Here is a 16,365-nt window from a genome sequence, read left to right on the forward strand (position 1 = left end):
CGTAGCCGCCTTTGCGCCGTGCCTATGGCGGAACGACCGCCGCCACGCATGCCGTCACGGCGGTAGCTTGGTGCCCTGGTCGGCGATCGCGAGCCACTTGCGGCCGTCGTGGCTGTAGGTGACGCCGGTCAGGGCTTTCTGGCGATAACCGATACGCGGGATCTCGTAGACGGTTTCGTACAGGATGTAGGCCGAGTTGCAGCCGTCGACCACGCGATAGCGTTCGGTCCAACTCCACTTGGCTTCGCGGTTGGTGAAGTGGCCGGCCAATGCGGTCATGATCGCGTCGATGCCGATGCGCACGCCGCCGCTGTCGAACACGGTGATGGCGCGTTCGTCGTGGATGGCGCGGAAGGTTTCGGCGTCGTAGTCGCGGAAGGATTCCATGTCGGTGCGCTGGGCGACGTCGAACTGGCGGGCGCAGATGCGGGTGAGGATGTCGCCGACCCAGCCGGAGGCGGCGGGTTGCGGGGCGCTGCTTGCGGCTGCGTTGCTAGCAGGGGCCGCGGCGAACGCCATAGGGGCGGTGGACAGGGCGAGCATGGACACGGCGATCAGCGCCGACGTGCGGGCAGAGCGGGGAGTGCGGTGGGTCATCGTCTTGTCTCGGTGGTTGGGACGATGGCGACCTTAGGTGCGCCAGCGGTTCCAATGGAGGCCCAATCGGTTGACGAGCGATGGAGCCAATTTGCGACCTGGGAGGAAGATGTTGAACGATTCCTTCGAGCCCGCGTTTGCACTCGCGTCCGTCGTGGCATGGATTGCCGGTTGCAGCGTATTTCCTGCACTTTCGCCGTGCTCCGGTTGTTCCGTCTGCGTGCTTTCGACAAGGCGGTCTGACCGGAGTCAGCCTGCTTCCACGTTGAATGAATCGGCAGGCTCGATCGGCGAGGGTATGTTTCTCGGTGCCGTTCGGTCCCGCGCCGAATGCAGCGACGCGGTCCCGAGGTTTCGGCCCCGGGCATCCGTGCGTGCGTCCGCGCCGCAAGCGTCCGCGAGAGCGAGAGCGATGGCCGCCGGGCCGAATCGGGCGCGGCATTCATTGCAGGGTTCCGCGGATTTCGCTGCGGAGCAGCGTCGTGACTCAGCCAGGGGGCGGGATGAACACGCAAGTCGAGGAGCGTTCGCGGACGTTGGTGGTACTGCTGCACGCCTATATGCACACTGCGGCCAGGCTAGAGTCGGTGCAAGCCCTGGTGCGCGGCGCCTGGCCGGATGCGGAAATCTATTGCCCGGAGCTGCCGGCATCGCGCTTGTCGATGGCGGATCCGAACGAGATCGTCGCAGGCTTGTTGACGGAGATCGATCGCAAATACGCCCAGGCCTACGCTCAGGCCACGCGCTACGGCAATATCGTGCTGGTCGGGCACAGCCTCGGCGCGCTGCTGGCGCGAAAACTTTACGTGGTGGCCTGCGGCGAAGTCGAAGGCGCTCCGTTCGAGGCCGTGTTCAAGCCGGCATCCGCCGACGAAGCGGTACTCGTTCCGGCGCGGCCCTGGGCCGGCTGCGTGTCGCGGATCGTGCTGCTGGCCGGCATGAACCGCGGTTGGCGCGTGTCGCATCACCTCAGCCTCGCCAACGCGCCGGTGTGGAGCCTGGGCAGCTTGTTGTGCCATGTCATCCATGCCTTCAGCCGGCGCTGGCCCTTGGTCTTCACCTTTCGCCGCGGCGCCGAATTCATCACCCAATTGCGCATCCAGTGGTTGCTGATGCGCCGCCGCGCCAGCCGCACCGGCCCATCGATGCAGGGCGATGCGAGTGCGCCGGCCGCGCCCGGCAGCGCCTTGACGATCCAGTTGCTGGGTTCGCGCGACGACATGGTTGCGCCCGAAGACAACGTCGATCTCGTCTCGGGAGGCGATTTCGTTTACCTCGACGTGCCTCATTCCGGGCATGCCGACATCATCGACATGGCCGACCCGATCGTCGGCGCGGGCCGCACCCGCGCCTTCGTGCTGGCCTTGCAAGCCGACAGTGCGCAACTGCGGCGCGAAGCCGTGGTGCCGTCCGACGAGCGTTTCGCCGCGCCCGACGAGAGCATCGAGCGCGTGGTCTTCGTCATGCACGGCATTCGCGACGTCGGCTACTGGACCCACAAGATCGCGCGCCGCATCAAGCAACGCGCCGGCGACCGCCTGGCCACCTGGGCCACCGAGACCTCCAGCTACGGCTATTTCCCGATGCTGCCGTTCCTGTTCCCGTGGTATCGGCGACAGAAAGTGGAATGGCTGATGGACCAGTACACCGAAGCCCTGGCGCGTTATCCGAACGCGAGCTTTTCCTATGTCGGACACAGCAACGGCACCTATCTGCTGGCCCGCGCGCTGGAGCTGTATCCCTGCTGCCGTTTCGATCGCGTCGTGTTCGCCGGCAGCGTGGTGCGCCGCAGTTACGACTGGCGGCGCTTCCTCGACGGCAAGCGGCCGAGGGTCCGGGGCGTGCTCAACTTCGTCGCCACCGGCGACTGGGTGGTGGCGTTCTTCCCGAAATTCTTCCAGTTCTTCAGGCTGCAGGACCTCGGCAGCGCCGGACACGACGGCTTCCTCCTCTCGCAACCGGATGCCGGCGTCAGCCAGGTGACCTACGTCAAAGGCGGGCACGGCGCGGCGATCGTGGAGTCGGTATGGAACGTGATCGCCGGCTTCGTCGTCGACGGACGCGTCGACATGGACGAGATCCAGCCGGTGCCGAGGCGGCAGAATGTGTTGGTCAAGGCGCTGGGGTTATTTCCGCCGTTGGTGTGGCTGGTGTTGATCGCGGCGGCGTATTTTCTTTGGCAGGGCATTGCGGCGGCGATCTGCCTGCTCGGCATGGCGCCTGCGACGCAGGCCTTCGTCACCGGCTTCTCGTTCGCGCTGTATCTGTTGCTGCTGTGGTTGGTGGTGACGCGGGTCTAGTCCCTGCGTCACTACGGACGGCTGCGAACGGGCGTGCTTGCCCAAGCGTGTTTGCCAAAACGTGCTTGCCCAATCGGGCGGCTGTCGCGCGGGAGGACGCGTCCGCGCCGCTCGAGGGCCCACGGAGTTACCATGCACGGCGGCCGCAGGCTGGTTTCCTTTCCGCGGCTCCTCAAGGGCTCGCGCATCGTCCACTGGCACCGATCCCGTCCCGCTGGATACCCCGGCGGCACGGCGTCGCGTCGGTGCGGGGATCCCGACCCGGCCGCGCAAGCATCGCTCCGGTTCCCCACGGGTGGCGCTCAGGCGCCGCTGCGCATCGGACGCATCTCTCATCAGCAAAAGGACATTGTCTTGAAGAAACTCAATCGCCTCGTTTCGATCTGCTTGTTGGCCTTCCTCGCTGCCGCCTGCAGCAGCGGTGGACGCAGCACCATGACCGCCGAGGAATACCTGGAGCAGAACGTCTCGGTGTGGAACTCCGCCAGCACGCCCGCGGTCCGCTGGCTCGGCGGCGATCGCGCCGACGAGTTCAGCAAGGTGCTGCAGACGCGCAAGGGCATGAGCCGCTATCAGCCCCAGTTCGCCGGCCTGCGCCGCGAGCTGGCCGCCAACACCACGGTGACGCAGGCGTTTCCGCCGCCGGAGGACGCCGCTGCGCTGCACGCGAGCATGCTCGACTACCTCAAGAGTGTCGACGCAGCGTTCGCCAAGCTGGAAGAAATGGGCAAGCTGCCCGACGGTTACAGCGATCAGCAGTTCGGTTCGCTGGGCACCGACATGGAGCGCCTGATCGGCGATGTGGATAGCAAGGCCATCGCCTGGAATGCGGCGCAGGAGGCCTACGCCAAGCAGCACGGCGTCACTTTGCGCGAAACCGGCGGCTGATCGGTCCGGCCTTGCGTTCGGTGCGCATTTCGATAAAGAAAAGCCCGCCACTCGGCAGGCAGGTCCACTTCGATAAAGAAAGGCCCGCCGTTCGGCGGGCAGGCGCACTTCGATAAAGAAAGGCCCGCCATTCGGCGGGCAGGCGCATTTCGATAAAGAAAGGCCCGCCATTCGGCGGGCCTTTGCGTTCAAGCGCTATGGCAGGGCTTGGAGCACCAATAGCAGCCGTTGGTCTGGGCGAAGTAGCGTTTAGCCGCGACCACCGCCGATTGGCAATGCAGGTAATACCCCAGGTCTTGTTTGTTGAACGGCACGAACGGGCAGTCGGAGCGATGCACCTCGTGGTTTCCGTTCGGCTGTGCGTTGCGGTTCACGTAATAGACGTACATGGCGGCCTCTGCGATCCCATGGCATTCCCGAATGCCTGGATACGTCACCTGCATCGCAATGCCTGCGACGATGAGCCCTCGGACCGCCGGGCGTGATGCAGGCCCGGAACCGGAAGCGTACAGCAGTGCGCCGCCATTCTTGCTTCACACCCTTGCGGCAGGCCCCGCCGGAGCCTGCCGCTTATGGCCTGCCTGGTTTACGGTTTGGCGATCGGCGTGGTGGTGTCGGCGCTCAACCGCCATTGACCGCGCACCCGCGCCCAGTTGGCGACATCGATCGCGTGCAGGGTGATGCCGGCCGAGGGAATGGTGAATTCGATGCGGTCGACGACCACGGCGCTGGAGCATTGGCTGATCGTCTGCGCCAGCAGGGTACGCTTGAACACATACTCGTTGGCCATCACCGCGCGATAGAAGGCAGTGATCGCCGGCTTGCCGTTGAGCACCTGGCCGAGGCTGTTGACCTGGACCGCATCTTCGGCGAAACCGGCCATGAAACGATTGAGATCGCGCCGGGCGAAGGCATCGCCGAGCGCTTCGGAGGTGCGTTCGAACTCGCGTTCGCAGTGACGGTGCTGCGCCGCCATCGGGTCCTGCGCCGCCGCGGCGAACGGAGTCAAACCGGACAACGCGAGCGTCATGCCGAGAGCGGCCATCGAAGTACGACTCTTCATGTTCGGTCCTTGCTGGAGTGGTTGGAGACTGAACGTTATCGAAGGCGTTCGCGCGACGATGTACCCGGATCGCGAAAGGAACTGACCGAGTTGCTCAATGCGCGATGCGTCGTTGAGCGTGGTGAGCCGACGGCGAAGAGTTCCTTTGTCTGATGCATTCCTCCTCTGGAGTTCGGGGGCCGACGCGATTCCCTCCGCGAAGAGCTTCCCCTTTGATGAGGGGGCAGGGGGATCGGCTCTCGATCGAAAGAGCCGGCCGCTCGGATGCCAATAGCGAAGCCCCGCGCTGTGCAGCGAGATCGAACGTCCTTGCGCTGTCGGAAGCCACGCTCCATCGCAGATCGCCACCCCGGAATCATGCGTCCGGTCACAATTTTTATGGCCGATCCCTCGCCGATGTGGATGCGAAGGCGACATCGTGGCCGGTCGTCGGACCCCATTGCGTGCTGTGGTGGCGAGAGCGGTGCGGTCGGCTGCTCGCATCTGCCTACCGAGAGGAAAAATCCGATGACCACCGATTCCACGAACGCATCCACCCAAGCGACGCTCGACGCAACGCTGACGATCGCACTCGCCGTAGCCTCGAAGGCCGCTTACGACTACTACCAGGGCCAGCCGTTCCAGTCGCCCGAGGGCTATCAGCAGATCGACGCGTGGACCGGTTGGGACGCCTTCCTGATCAGCGGCTCGGAAGAGAAGTACGGGTTGGTGTTCCAGTCGATCGCCGACCCCGGCACCTTTATCTTCGCGTTCCGCGGCACCGACTCGGACATGGACATCTACGAGGACGTACGTTTCCTCACCACCGAGTTCGTACCGAGCAGCGGCACGGTCGCGCCGACGCCGCATGTCGCCTCGGGCTTCTACAGCATCTACGACGACAAGGGCGGTTCGATGGCCCAGTCGATGCGGCAGCAACTGTTCGCCTTGTTGGCCAAGTACACGCCGAGCGAGCTCTACGTCACCGGTCACAGCCTGGGCGCCGCGCTGAGCCAGTTGTTCTCGCTCGACCTGGCGGTCAGCCAGCCGATGAGCACGACCAACATCAATTTCTCCAGCCCGATGGTCGGCACCCTCGACTGGCAGACCGCCTATAACGCCAGCATCCCGGCGGCGAACAGCATTCGCGTCTACAACTATTGGGACTACGTGCCGACGCTGCCGCCTAGCGACCTGGGTTTCCATGCGGTGGGTTCGGCGTTCCAGACCGCTTTCTACGTCAAAGGCGAGTGGTTTCCGCACGAATTGTCGCGGCACTCGGTGGTCAACCTGACCACGGTGCTGAGCCACGCCTTGCCGGCGAATCCGCAGCAGTGGGTCGGCCAGTTCCCCGATTACATCCAGCCCAAGTGGACGATGCTGAGCAAGCTGCCGCCAGCCGGCGGCGACGTCAGCTGGGTCGACAAAATCGGCGAGCACATGCGCTTCGAGCGCTCGTTGCGCGCGGCCGCCTGAGCCGCCCGCAGCCGGAAGGATGCGGCGGGCCCCGGGGCCCGTTGCATCCACCGGCGGCCTCGATCGCGCCTACGCGTCTTGACCGGGCCTTGTCGGGCGGCGGGTATAGTGAGGCCTCGTTTCCCCGAGGCCCTCGCCATGCAAAACCTGCCCCGTTTCGCCCTGTTGCTGACCGCCATGATGGCCTTGGCCGCCTGCGCCACGCCGGCCGACACCACGCCCGCCGATAGCGCGGCCAGCCTGACCCCGAAGATCGGCATGCCGAACCCGGCCTCGGTGCATTGCAAGGACCTGGGCGGCACGCTTGAGATCCGCACCGGCAAGGACGGCGGGCAATTCGGTGTATGCACCTTGCCCGACGGCAAGGTCTGCGAGGAGTGGGCGCTGTTCCGCGACAAGAAGTGCGTGACGCCGAGCGAGTAAGCCCGGCGGTGCCCATGCCGGTCGACACCGGCATGGGAGCCCGGAGCCGGGCGCACACGGCCAGGCGATCCTGGCCGATCCGGCGGGTGGCGCCCCGGGGCTGGTTGCGGACGGCTACGGATGCCCGGCCGATTGGATCGGATGCGGCGGCGCGCTATCGTAGCGGCGAAGGATCGTCTGCACTGGCCACCAAGGAGAGCGCCCGATGTCACGTACCAACGCAACAAGCCTGCTGAGCATGGCTGTCGTCTTGCTGATGGCGTCGCCCGCGAGCGGGGCGCTGGAGAAGGCGCGCATCGACCAGGCCGTCAAAGCCCAGATGGCCATGTTCTACAGCGACGACATCGTCCAGGAGCGTTTCTCCAGTCGTGCGCAAGCCGCCGACCTGGACGGCGACGGCAAGGAGGAAATCCTGTTCCTGGCCACCGCCCGTTGCGTCGGCGCGAACTTCGACTGCCCCAACGAACTCGTCGTGCTGGTCGCCGGCCCGCCGGCGCCGATCGTCTCCGCCTTGAGCCCCGACGAATTGGCGCTGCGCGATGCGGCGGCGCGCACCGGCTATCGCTTCGGCCATAACGAACAGGTCCCGGGCGAAGTCGAACGCATACGCGTCCTGAATCGCCAGGTCGAAGTGTCGTTCCTGGTCAAAGAGGATTCGCCGATCTGCAAGCGTCTTTATACGACCGGGAACGGCGAGCAGAAGGAGACCATCCATTGCCCCGATCCCGGCCGCTATCGTTGGAGCTACCGTTGGACCGGTGGAAAACTGGTGAAAGCCCAGCCCTGACAGCCGCTGTCCAGAAAGCCAATGAATTCATCCATCGAGCGTTTCGCCGAGACCGCGCGCGATTCGTTCGCGATCGCTCGGCCGCAAGCCCAGGGTAGGAGCAGCGCAAGCTGCGACCACGGCCATGCGCGCGGCGGCGAAGCAGCCTGCGACCGGAATCATCACGGTCGCGGCTTGCGCCGCTCCTACCCAGGAGCGCGATGAACCGGCCCGGGTGGATGCTCGCGGCATTGGTGCTGATGCCGATGACGGTGCAGGCGCATGTCGACCGCGTTCTGCATCGGCGCTCCGACGGCAGCGTCGCGGGTGTTCCGCAGCGGTTCGGCCCGGTCGCTCTCGACCTGCGATTTCCCGAAAACCAACCGCCGCTCGTCACACTCAGGATCGGTCCGAACGCCATCAGGCTGCCGAACTGCATTGCCGAGCTGATCAAGGCGCGGCGTGTCGAGGATATCGAACTGAGTGGTTCCTGGTATCACGAACAAAGCAACATTCCGTACTACATCTCGGTCGATTTCTATGCGCCGGGCGTCAAGCACGAGCAGATGTCGGGTGACTACGTCAACGTGCTTTTCAGCCTGCACGATGCGCGTGTCCTGTCGATCGGCGAACTGAGGCCCGGGTGGCTGTGGTTCGGACCGCGCTATCGCCAATTAGAGCCCGAGCAACTATGTCGCAAGCACGAGCTGCGTTCGGCGCGGTTGCGGTGAGCCTCTGTCGAATGCCGAGGCGAAACTCGATGGGTGTGATTCGACTTGCCCTGAAGCGCCTGGTTCTGGCGGCGGTGCTGGCGGCTTGCACCGGTTGCAATGGCTCGGGTAGTGACCCGGCTCACCGTGAGGGATCGGACAAAAAACCAGCCGTACAGCAGCGCGTGCCGGCCGGCCAAACCCCGGTCGAGGTCTTCGAGACCGAGCATTACGCGATAGCGACCACGGCGACGCCGGAGCAGACCCAGGCCATCGGCGCTGCGGTCGAAAGCCTGCATCGGGCCTATAGCGGGTTCTTCGCCAAGGAGCTCGCCGCCAATCGTGAGCCGGGCAGGCTGCAACTGCGCCTGTACCGTAACCGCGGCGAGTTCGTCGCCCATAACCGCAGCATGCCTTGGGCCGAGGCCTATTACCGTGCGCCGATCTGCCACGCCTATTACTCGGGCGGCGGGCAGAACCCCTATCACTGGATGGTCCACGAAGCGACCCATCAGTTGAACAACGAAGTCGCCGGCTTCAAGAACCGGCGCTGGATGAACGAAGGGCTGGCGACCTACTTCGGTGCGAGCCGAATCGAGAACGGCGTGCTGCTTCCCGGCACCGTCGATGCGACGGCGTATCCGATCTGGTGGCTGACCCGGATTCCGTTGAGCGGCGATCTCGGCCGCGACATCGCGCAGCGCCGCTGGATACCGCTGCGCGACCTGCTCGCCGACACCGGGCCGGAGATCGGCCGTCATCTCAATCTGTACTACGTCGAGTACTGGAGCCTCAGTCATTTCCTGTTCCACTATGGCGACGGCAAATACGCGCAAGGCTATCGGGCGCTGATCCGCGACGGCGGTTCGCCGGAGGCGTTCGAACGACGGATCGGGCCGATCGATCGCGTGCAAGAGGAGTGGTACGGCTACTTGCGCGACAGACAAGCCGAGGCCGCGGTGCGGACGCCGGACGAGGCCTGGTTCGTGCCCGCGGGCGGTTAGCGTTCCGAAGCCGTCGCGTTCGGTTGCTACACTCTCGGGCGACGGCTTGAATCGCCGACCTGACACCGCTCGAATCGTCGTTCGCGTGCGATTCGCCGGGCGCAACACCCCTGTTCGCATTCATACGGAGCCGCGATGGCCCATCCCCGGATCAATCTCGGTTCGCTGAAAGTGTTCGAGGCCGCCGCGCGCGCGCTCAGCCTGACCCGCGCCGCCGAAGAACTCAACGTCACCCAGGCCGCGGTCAGCCAGCAGGTCCGCCAGCTCGAAGCGCAGTTGGGCGTGGAATTGTTCCGGCGCCTGCCACGCGGGCTCGCCCTTACCGATGAGGGCCTGGGCCTGTTGCCGGTGCTGCAGGAAGCCTTCGACCGCATCGACGATGCGCTCGACCGGGTCGGCGACGGCCTGGCGCGCGAAGTCGTGCATGTCGGCGTGGTCGGCACTTTCGCGAGCGGTTGGCTGTTGCCGCGGCTGGCCGATTTCATGCGTCGTCATGCCGCAGTCGACGTCCGCGTCAGCACCCATAACAACCGCGTCGATCCGGCCGGCGAAGGGCTGGATTACGCGATCCGTTACGGCCGCGGCAACTGGCCGGGCATGGAAAGCCGTTTCCTGATGGCGGCGCCGTTGACCCCCTTGTGCACGCCGAGCCTCGCCGCGCAATTGCGCGGTCCGGCCGATCTGTCGCGTTTTCCGCTGCTGCGTTCCTACTTCGTCGACGATTGGCGGTTGTGGTTCGAGGCGGCGCAGGTCGTGCCGAATGGGTCGGTCAACGGGCCGATCTTCGATTCGTCGGTGACGATGGTGCAATGCGCCTTGCAGGGGCTCGGCATCGCCCTGGCGCCGCCGGCGATGTTCGAGCGCGAGATCGCCGAAGGACGCTTGCTGCAACCGTTCGAGCCGATGCTCGACGCCGGTGGCTATTGGTTGACCCGGCTTGCGCTGAAGCCGGCGAGCGTCGGCGCGACGGCGTTCGCGGCCTGGCTGGAAGGCGAGTGCGGTGGCCAGGCCGGCGATAGCGCCTAGCTACTCCGGTGCGATGGATGCAGGCGTGCATCCCGTTCGTCGTCGCGGGCCAATACCTATTTACGCTTGCGCGCCGTTTTGTCGCCGCCTTTGCCGAGCCCCCGCTGCAACAACCACAGCATCGCCGCCTTGATCACTTCGGGGTCGCCGCCGGCATCGATCTCCAGGGCCGCACGATCGAACGCGGCCGAGAGCAGTTTGGACAGGGCGTCGATGGATACGTCGTCGCCGCCGCCGATTGCCGCGGAGAGGCCCGCATGCAGGGTCTCGGCCGCATTGGACTCGTCGATCGCCGCGGTCTCGGCCAGTCCGAGCACGGCCGGGCCTTCCAGCAACAGCAAACGGGTGCGGCCGGGCACGGCCATGGCCTGCAGATAGGCCTCGCTGCCGGCGATCAACGCCTCGTACGCGCCCAAGCCGGCCGGCGCCGCGGCGACGATGTCGCTGCGGACGGCCTCGGCTTCGCGTTGCAGCACGTGCCGGAACAGGTCGCGCTTATCGACGAAGTGGTGATAGAGCGCCCCGCGCGTGGTGCCGGCCGCGACCGATACCTCGGGCGTGGAGGTGTCGCCATAGCCCTTGCTGACGAACAGGGCCCGCGCGGCCTCGAGCAAGGCGTGGCGGGTGGCTTCGGTGCGTTCGCGGTTGGAGCGGGGCGATCGGGGCTGGCTAGGTTGTTGCATACATACAGCCTGTATGTTAATTTGGATTTACATACAGACTGTATGTCAAATCCCAGAGAGCAGACAAGATGAAAGTCACCAGCTACTACCCCGTGATCATGACCCACGACGTTGCCGGCACCGCATCTTTCTACGAGGCCCATTTCGGCTTCGTGGCCTTGTTCAACAGCGACTGGTACGTGCATCTGCAGTCGGCGCAGGACCCGTCGATCAATCTGGCCGTGCTGGACGGTCGCCACCACACCATCCCCGAGTCCGGACGCGGCCGCGTCGGCGGCCTGCTGTTGAACTTCGAGGTCGAGGATGTCGACGCGGTCCACGCTCAACTGCAGGACGCCGGCTTGCCGATTCTGTTGAGCCTGCGCGACGAGGCCTTCGGTCAGCGCCATTTCATTACCAGCGACCCGAACGGCGTGCTGATCGACATCATCAAGCCGATTCCGCCGAGCGGCGAGTTCGTCGAACAGTACGATGCGAGCGCATTGCCGGTGGTGTGATCGTACGAGCAGCCGATGCGATTCCTGCGATGGGTGCCGTGCGCAGCACAGTCTGGGCTCGCCGAGATAGCTGCGGAGGCAGCGCCTATCGGTTTGGGCGCCGCCGCCGCGATGCGATCAGCAGCCCAGTCCCAAGCAGCGTCAAGGCGATGCCGACAGGTAATGCATAAGGACCCTGCGTCGGCACGATCCGCAGATAGCTATGGCTCGATGATTGCACCAGCAGTATCGGCCGATTGCCCAGAACGTCGGCGAGGATCGCGCACGCACCGGCCTCGGTCAGCACCACGCCAGATAAGGTCAACAGGATCCGGCCGGTTCGAGCGGGTTTCGGTGTCTGCATGAGCGGGGGCGGGACTTGCTATCGGTCGAGAATGGGCGGCAAGCATAGCTGCTCGACGAAGCGGCCCGCTGCTCGCGGGCCAAGCCGGCAGTCCGGGCTTGGCCGCTTGCGCTGCCCTTTGCTCAAGCCTTGATCGCGCTTACTTCGTCTGCGGCGGATACATTTCGCCGTACTTCAGTTCGGTGTCGACGAAGCTGGTGAGGTTGATCGGGCAATTGTAGTAGTCCGAATGCGCGCACAGGAAGCTGTAGAGCGTGTTCAAGTTGAGCGTCATCGTGTTCGGCGCTTCGCCGGCGGGGAAGTGCGTTTCGAGCACGCGGCCACCGCCGTAAGTGGTCTTCTTCGAGGTCTTGTCGGTCAGGAACAGCAGGACGTGGTTGATCTTGATCCAGTCTTTTTCCTTGTTGAAGGCGCGCAGGCGGTAGGTCTTGCCGTGCACCGGCAGTTCGATGTCGCCGATCCAGTACATCAGGCCGGTGTGGTTGCGCGAGTCCAGGTGGCTCACACCGACCGGCACGTTCTTGCGCTTGAAGGTCGCGCTGACCACGCCCTTGGGGTCGTAGGGAAAGAAGCTCAGGCTCTTGAAGCGCTGGGCCGGAAGTTTCGGGTTGTAGAGCCAGGCCTTGATCGACTTTTCGTAGACGGTGCCGCGCACGATGAGCCCGTCCGGCAGCGCCTGTTGCTGTTCCTTGGCTTTCAACAGATCGACCTCGGCCAGCCCCGGGCCGCGGAGGAGGGCGCGGCCGTTCTCGTAGGAGACGCTGAACTGGCCCTTGCCGCCGGCCTGTTCGGCCCAGCGGATGTCGGCGGGCGCGCGCGCCGCTGCGAGATGCACGGTCTTGCCGGCATCGACGACGGCGACGTCCTGGATCGCATACATGCCGGTGGGGCCGCCGGCATGTTGGGTCATCGCCGCGCGGAAATCGTCCCAATCCTTGCGCGGATCGGCGATCGCGAGGCTGGGCAGGCTGAGCAACAGGATCGAGCAGAGCAAGGAGCGCATGGCGGGGTCCTGGAGTGGAAGCGTGAATGGGCGGTCGAGGACAGAGCACGCTAGCGCGGCCCGAGCGGCCGTGTGTGCGCTGTCTTGATGATCCGACGAACGGGGAGGGCGGGAATCGACAGCGGTTGTGCCTTCGGCCGGTCAACGAAGGTCACAGGGACGGCTGAATATCGCCCCGTACCGGCTCGTCGGTGGGGCGGTCCAATGCGCCGTGCACGTTGCTACCAAGGCAAAGACGATGGCGGCCGGGGCGGAAGTTTCGTTGCCGGCTCCTTGGAACGTTTACGCAGGGCCTCGAGGAGCGGTTTGAGCACTTTCGGCTGCTCCAGGCTGTTCCTCGACCCGACCCAGCGATAAGGGCCGGCGGCGTTGCAGATACCGATCTGCCCGCTCGTATCGGACGCGAAGATCAGATAATAAGTACCGGCGATCATCGGTAAACCACAATCTCCGCCGCCGTAGCCCGTAGCCAGAGTAGGGGCAGACAGACGATTGCCCTTGAAAAACTCGACCGGCGTATAGCTTGCGACCTGCCTCATCGTGCAAGTCGCTTCCGATGCTGTGCAACGCTTGCGCGACATTGCGAGTTCTCGCTCGACATGGACCGCATCGATCCGGACCAGCGCCACTTGATGGGCCCCGTTCCAGAGAGATTCGGTCTCGGCAGGACAACTGCAGGCCCAGGCGGCGGGCGAGACGGACAACAATGCAAACAGCAGCGCAATCGATCGATTCATGGAACCGGGAGCCGGCTGGAGATGCGGTCATGCTGCCACAGGCCTCACCTCCGGGGGTATGTCATCGGCTGCAACCGCCTCGCGTCTGCCCGTATCTCTTGCGACTCCACAGTGGAGACCGACCGAGATGCGTAGCGATTGGCAGAACAAGGCGACGAGCTGGATCGTCGCGGCGGCCCTGGGCCTGAGCGCAGTCACGAATGCCGCGGCGCAGCAGGCGGCGAAGCCGGCCAGCCGCGCCGAGGCCACTCGGCTGATCGCCGATCTGCGCCGGATCGTCACTCCGGAAGGCGTGGAGCGGGCCGAGAAGGTGAAGATCGGCGGCATCGAGCAGTGGGTGTCGATCCGCGGCGTCGACAAGCGCAATCCGGTGCTGTTGATGCTGCACGGCGGGCCGGGTTTCGTGGAAATGCCGTACAGCTGGTACTTCCAGCGCGGCTGGGAGGATTACTTCACCGTCGTGCAGTGGGACCAGCGCGGCGCCGGCAAGACCTATCTGCTCAACGATCCGGCCCAGCTCGAGCCGACCATGACGCGCGAGCGCATGGTCGAGGACACCGAGGAGATGGTGGCCTGGCTGCGCAAGGAGTTCGGCAAGGACAAGATTTTCCTGCTCGGCCATTCCTGGGGCAGCGTGCTCGGTCTCGAATTCGCCCAGCGTCGCCCGCAATGGCTGCATGCCTACATCGGCATGGGCCAGGTCACCAATTCGCCGGAAAGCGAGCGCCGCGGCCTGCAGTTCGCGCTCGAACGCGCCAAGCGCGACGGCAATGCCGAGGCGCTGCGCGAACTCGCCACGATCGAGGGCTATGCGCAACCGGGCAAGCCGCTCGCGGCCAAGGACCTGTACCTGCAGCGCAAATGGCTGGGCCATTACGGCGGCGCCCTGCGCAGTCTGCAGGGCTACGACACGGTCTCGGCCGCGGTGGCGCTGGCGCCGGAATACAGCGACGCCGAGATCGCGCGCATCTGGGAGGGCAACGAGTTCTCGGAAAAGCGCTTGCTGGTCGAGGCGATGCAGCGCGACTACAGCTCGGTCCAGCGCCTGGACTGCCCGGTGATCCTGTTCAACGGCCGCGACGACTACAACGTCTCTTCCGAACTCGCGGCCGAATGGTTCGGACGCCTGCAGGCGCCGTCCAAGCAATTGGTCTGGTTCGAGCGGTCCGCGCACGTCATGTTCACCGAAGAGCCCGGCAAGACCCTGGTCTCGCTGGTGCGTTATGCCCGCCCGATCGCCGAGCGGGCCGGAGATGCCGCGCCGGAATGAGCGCTCGCGCACGGTTCCGGACATTGGCGGGCGGTCGCTTGTCCTCCTAATTCGGCCTGGCGGCGTTAGCTGGAGGAAACGTCGCGGATGCGGCGTTCCCTTCCGTTTGCGGGGCCTTGCCGAGCCGGCATCGCCCCGCCTCGCCGAGCCCGCCCATGTCGCCTTTGTTGTCCGCCGAACTCGCCTGGTACGTCACCGGACGTTTCTATCGCACGCCCGCCGGCTCGCTGGCCGATTACGGCTATTTCCTGCATCTGTCCGGCATCGAGGGTGCCTTGTTCTCCGGCGCGGTCGGCGAAACCACCGCGCACTTCACCTTCGCCGCGTGCCCGTTCGTGGCGCCCGACGTCGACAACGGCGCGCTGACGCTCGGGCTGGACCCGGCCGGCGAGTTCTCGGTGTACCTGCAGCGCGAGCCGGCCGGCGATTTCGATCGGCCCGATTCGTTCGCGCAGGGCGAACGCATCGCGACCTTCCGCCGCACCGGCCTGGTGGTCGGCACCACGCTGGCGGCGCAGATCGGCGCGACTTCGACCTCGGTGTTCGCCAACAACGTGTTCAGCGCGCGCTTGATCGACAGCTGGCCCTTCGAGTTCGGCGGCCGCCGCTACGACCTCAGCACGATCCTCGACGGCGTGACCCAGTTCGGCACCGCCGCGACCACGCCGATCGCATTTCCGGCGACGCCGCCGGCCGCGCCGATCTACGACCTGGTGCTGCCGTTCACCGGGTCGGCGATCGCCTTGTCGGCCGCGCAGCCGGGACGTTGACGATATGCGCAACTTTCGATTGCTCTCGAATACCGCGAGGAAGACCGTTCGACATGACGCGCGTCCGCAAATGCGGAACCGACGATCGCACGGCGATTCACGCCGCGATCGTTGCGCCGTTTTCTTGCCTGAGGTCTGACCAAGTCGAGAGCGGAGGTGGGCGATGGTTCGGCATTGGATAATGGTCGGCGATACGACCAGCAGCGGTGGCACGGTGCTGACCGGTTCGACGCCGGAGCGCGCCGGCGGCTTCAGTTGGGCGCGCGTCGGCGACGAGGTGCATTGCCACGAGCACGGCCTGACGATCGTCCTGACCGGCGACCCGACCCATCGGGTCGAGGGCAGCCCGGCGGCGCGCCACGGCGACTTCTGCCTGTGCGGCTGCATTCTGATTTCCCTGCGGCAGGTGCGTTCCATCGTCGAATCCGAACGCGGTTTCGGCTTGATGCCGTACGGGCCGATGACCGATTGATGGCTCGGGCCTTAGGGCGCTCAAGAGCAAATCCCCCGCGCTACAAGTCGCTTGCTTTCGGCCGATGCGCTGGGCGCTAGCCCCCTTTGTCAAAGGGGGCAAAGGTTCGGCGGCTTCGGTGTCTGAGTTCGGTGCTGCTGTTGGTTCTGAGTCGACCGACTGCCGAATCCGATTCAGCCATCTCGAACCCCATCCGAAGAGTTCCCCCCTTTGAAATAGGGGGGCGGGGGGATTTGCTCTCGATCGAGAACCACCCTTATTGAACGGCAACAGCACCCTCCCACGCTGCAGCCCAACTCAATCCGGCTAGACTTCGCCGGGCCGGCGATCGTCCATGCAAGTCATCCGCTGCCGATGA

The 16,365-nt window shown here is 65.3% G+C and carries 19 protein-coding genes; 12 read left to right on the top strand and 7 right to left on the bottom strand.

The annotated features are described in order from the left end of the window. Positions 1-54 precede the first annotated feature (54 nt). Positions 55-597 (bottom strand): hypothetical protein, encoded by a 543-nt coding sequence (locus tag LC490_RS09335; protein WP_223620027.1) that lies wholly within the window; start codon positions 595-597, stop codon positions 55-57. Positions 598-1,100: 503 nt separating this feature from the next. Here LC490_RS09335 and LC490_RS09340 point away from each other — a divergent pair. Next, the gene (locus LC490_RS09340) at positions 1,101-2,897 is read left to right on the top strand and encodes an alpha/beta fold hydrolase (RefSeq protein WP_223620028.1); all 1,797 of its coding nucleotides are present in this window, start codon (positions 1,101-1,103) and stop codon (positions 2,895-2,897) included. A 354-nt stretch (positions 2,898-3,251) separates the two neighbouring features. Further along, positions 3,252-3,785, top strand: a complete 534-nt coding sequence (locus LC490_RS09345; protein ID WP_031370015.1) for a hypothetical protein — start codon at positions 3,252-3,254, stop codon at positions 3,783-3,785. A gap of 188 nt (positions 3,786-3,973) precedes the next feature. On the opposite strand, the gene LC490_RS09350 is transcribed toward LC490_RS09345, so the two are convergent. Then, positions 3,974-4,174 carry a hypothetical protein gene (locus LC490_RS09350; RefSeq protein WP_031370014.1) on the bottom strand — a complete coding sequence of 67 codons (201 nt, stop codon included), beginning with the start codon at positions 4,172-4,174 and terminating at the stop codon, positions 3,974-3,976. Between the two features lie 197 nt (positions 4,175-4,371). Further along, the gene (locus LC490_RS09355) at positions 4,372-4,848 is read right to left on the bottom strand and encodes an SgcJ/EcaC family oxidoreductase (RefSeq protein WP_161786048.1); all 477 of its coding nucleotides are present in this window, start codon (positions 4,846-4,848) and stop codon (positions 4,372-4,374) included. 507 nt (positions 4,849-5,355) lie between these two features. On the opposite strand from LC490_RS09355, the gene LC490_RS09360 reads away from it, so the two are divergent. The 6 genes from LC490_RS09360 to LC490_RS09385 all read left to right on the top strand — a co-directional run bounded on the left by LC490_RS09360 (position 5,356) and on the right by LC490_RS09385 (position 10,232). Continuing rightward, the gene (locus tag LC490_RS09360; protein ID WP_223620029.1) at positions 5,356-6,303 is read left to right on the top strand and encodes a lipase family protein; all 948 of its coding nucleotides are present in this window, start codon (positions 5,356-5,358) and stop codon (positions 6,301-6,303) included. A gap of 138 nt (positions 6,304-6,441) precedes the next feature. Next, positions 6,442-6,726, top strand: coding sequence for a DUF333 domain-containing protein (locus LC490_RS09365; RefSeq protein ID WP_223620030.1), 285 nt, complete (start codon positions 6,442-6,444; stop codon positions 6,724-6,726). A 205-nt stretch (positions 6,727-6,931) separates the two neighbouring features. Next, the gene (locus LC490_RS09370; RefSeq protein ID WP_223620031.1) at positions 6,932-7,513 is read left to right on the top strand and encodes a hypothetical protein; all 582 of its coding nucleotides are present in this window, start codon (positions 6,932-6,934) and stop codon (positions 7,511-7,513) included. 200 nt (positions 7,514-7,713) lie between these two features. Continuing rightward, complete coding sequence (locus LC490_RS09375) at positions 7,714-8,223, top strand: hypothetical protein (RefSeq protein WP_161786047.1); 510 nt, start codon at positions 7,714-7,716, stop codon at positions 8,221-8,223. A gap of 164 nt (positions 8,224-8,387) precedes the next feature. Next, entirely contained in the window at positions 8,388-9,206 is an 819-nt protein-coding gene (locus tag LC490_RS09380) for a hypothetical protein (RefSeq protein ID WP_223620032.1), read from the top strand. Positions 9,207-9,341: 135 nt separating this feature from the next. Then, on the top strand, positions 9,342-10,232 hold the full coding sequence (locus LC490_RS09385; protein ID WP_223620033.1) for a LysR family transcriptional regulator: 891 nt from the start codon (positions 9,342-9,344) through the stop codon (positions 10,230-10,232). 56 nt (positions 10,233-10,288) lie between these two features. Here the strand turns inward: LC490_RS09385 and LC490_RS09390 are convergent, their stop codons facing one another. Further along, the gene (locus LC490_RS09390) at positions 10,289-10,915 is read right to left on the bottom strand and encodes a TetR/AcrR family transcriptional regulator (protein WP_223620034.1); all 627 of its coding nucleotides are present in this window, start codon (positions 10,913-10,915) and stop codon (positions 10,289-10,291) included. 68 nt (positions 10,916-10,983) lie between these two features. Here LC490_RS09390 and LC490_RS09395 point away from each other — a divergent pair, with 68 nt between their 5' ends. Continuing rightward, a complete protein-coding gene (locus LC490_RS09395) occupies positions 10,984-11,412 on the top strand; it encodes a VOC family protein (protein WP_031370004.1) in 429 nt (142 codons plus the stop codon). A gap of 85 nt (positions 11,413-11,497) precedes the next feature. Here LC490_RS09395 and LC490_RS09400 read toward each other — a convergent pair whose 3' ends face one another. From LC490_RS09400 to LC490_RS09410, 3 genes are all read right to left on the bottom strand, one after another. Next, entirely contained in the window at positions 11,498-11,755 is a 258-nt protein-coding gene (locus tag LC490_RS09400; RefSeq protein ID WP_223620035.1) for a hypothetical protein, read from the bottom strand. A gap of 139 nt (positions 11,756-11,894) precedes the next feature. Further along, positions 11,895-12,758, bottom strand: coding sequence for a DUF1684 domain-containing protein (locus LC490_RS09405; protein WP_223620036.1), 864 nt, complete (start codon positions 12,756-12,758; stop codon positions 11,895-11,897). 221 nt (positions 12,759-12,979) lie between these two features. Then, positions 12,980-13,495 carry a hypothetical protein gene (locus LC490_RS09410; RefSeq protein ID WP_223620037.1) on the bottom strand — a complete coding sequence of 172 codons (516 nt, stop codon included), beginning with the start codon at positions 13,493-13,495 and terminating at the stop codon, positions 12,980-12,982. 127 nt (positions 13,496-13,622) lie between these two features. On the opposite strand from LC490_RS09410, the gene LC490_RS09415 reads away from it, so the two are divergent. The 3 genes from LC490_RS09415 (at position 13,623) to LC490_RS09425 (ending at position 16,007) form a co-directional block, all read left to right on the top strand. Next, complete coding sequence (locus LC490_RS09415) at positions 13,623-14,765, top strand: alpha/beta fold hydrolase (RefSeq protein ID WP_223620038.1); 1,143 nt, start codon at positions 13,623-13,625, stop codon at positions 14,763-14,765. Between the two features lie 155 nt (positions 14,766-14,920). Continuing rightward, complete coding sequence (locus LC490_RS09420) at positions 14,921-15,535, top strand: hypothetical protein (RefSeq protein ID WP_223620039.1); 615 nt, start codon at positions 14,921-14,923, stop codon at positions 15,533-15,535. 181 nt (positions 15,536-15,716) lie between these two features. Further along, entirely contained in the window at positions 15,717-16,007 is a 291-nt protein-coding gene (locus LC490_RS09425) for a PAAR domain-containing protein (RefSeq protein ID WP_051884237.1), read from the top strand. Positions 16,008-16,365 lie beyond the last annotated feature (358 nt).

It is taken from the genome of Lysobacter sp. ESA13C (genome assembly GCF_019970005.1).
In the GTDB taxonomy this organism is placed as follows: Bacteria; Pseudomonadota; Gammaproteobacteria; order Xanthomonadales; family Xanthomonadaceae; genus Lysobacter; species Lysobacter antibioticus_B.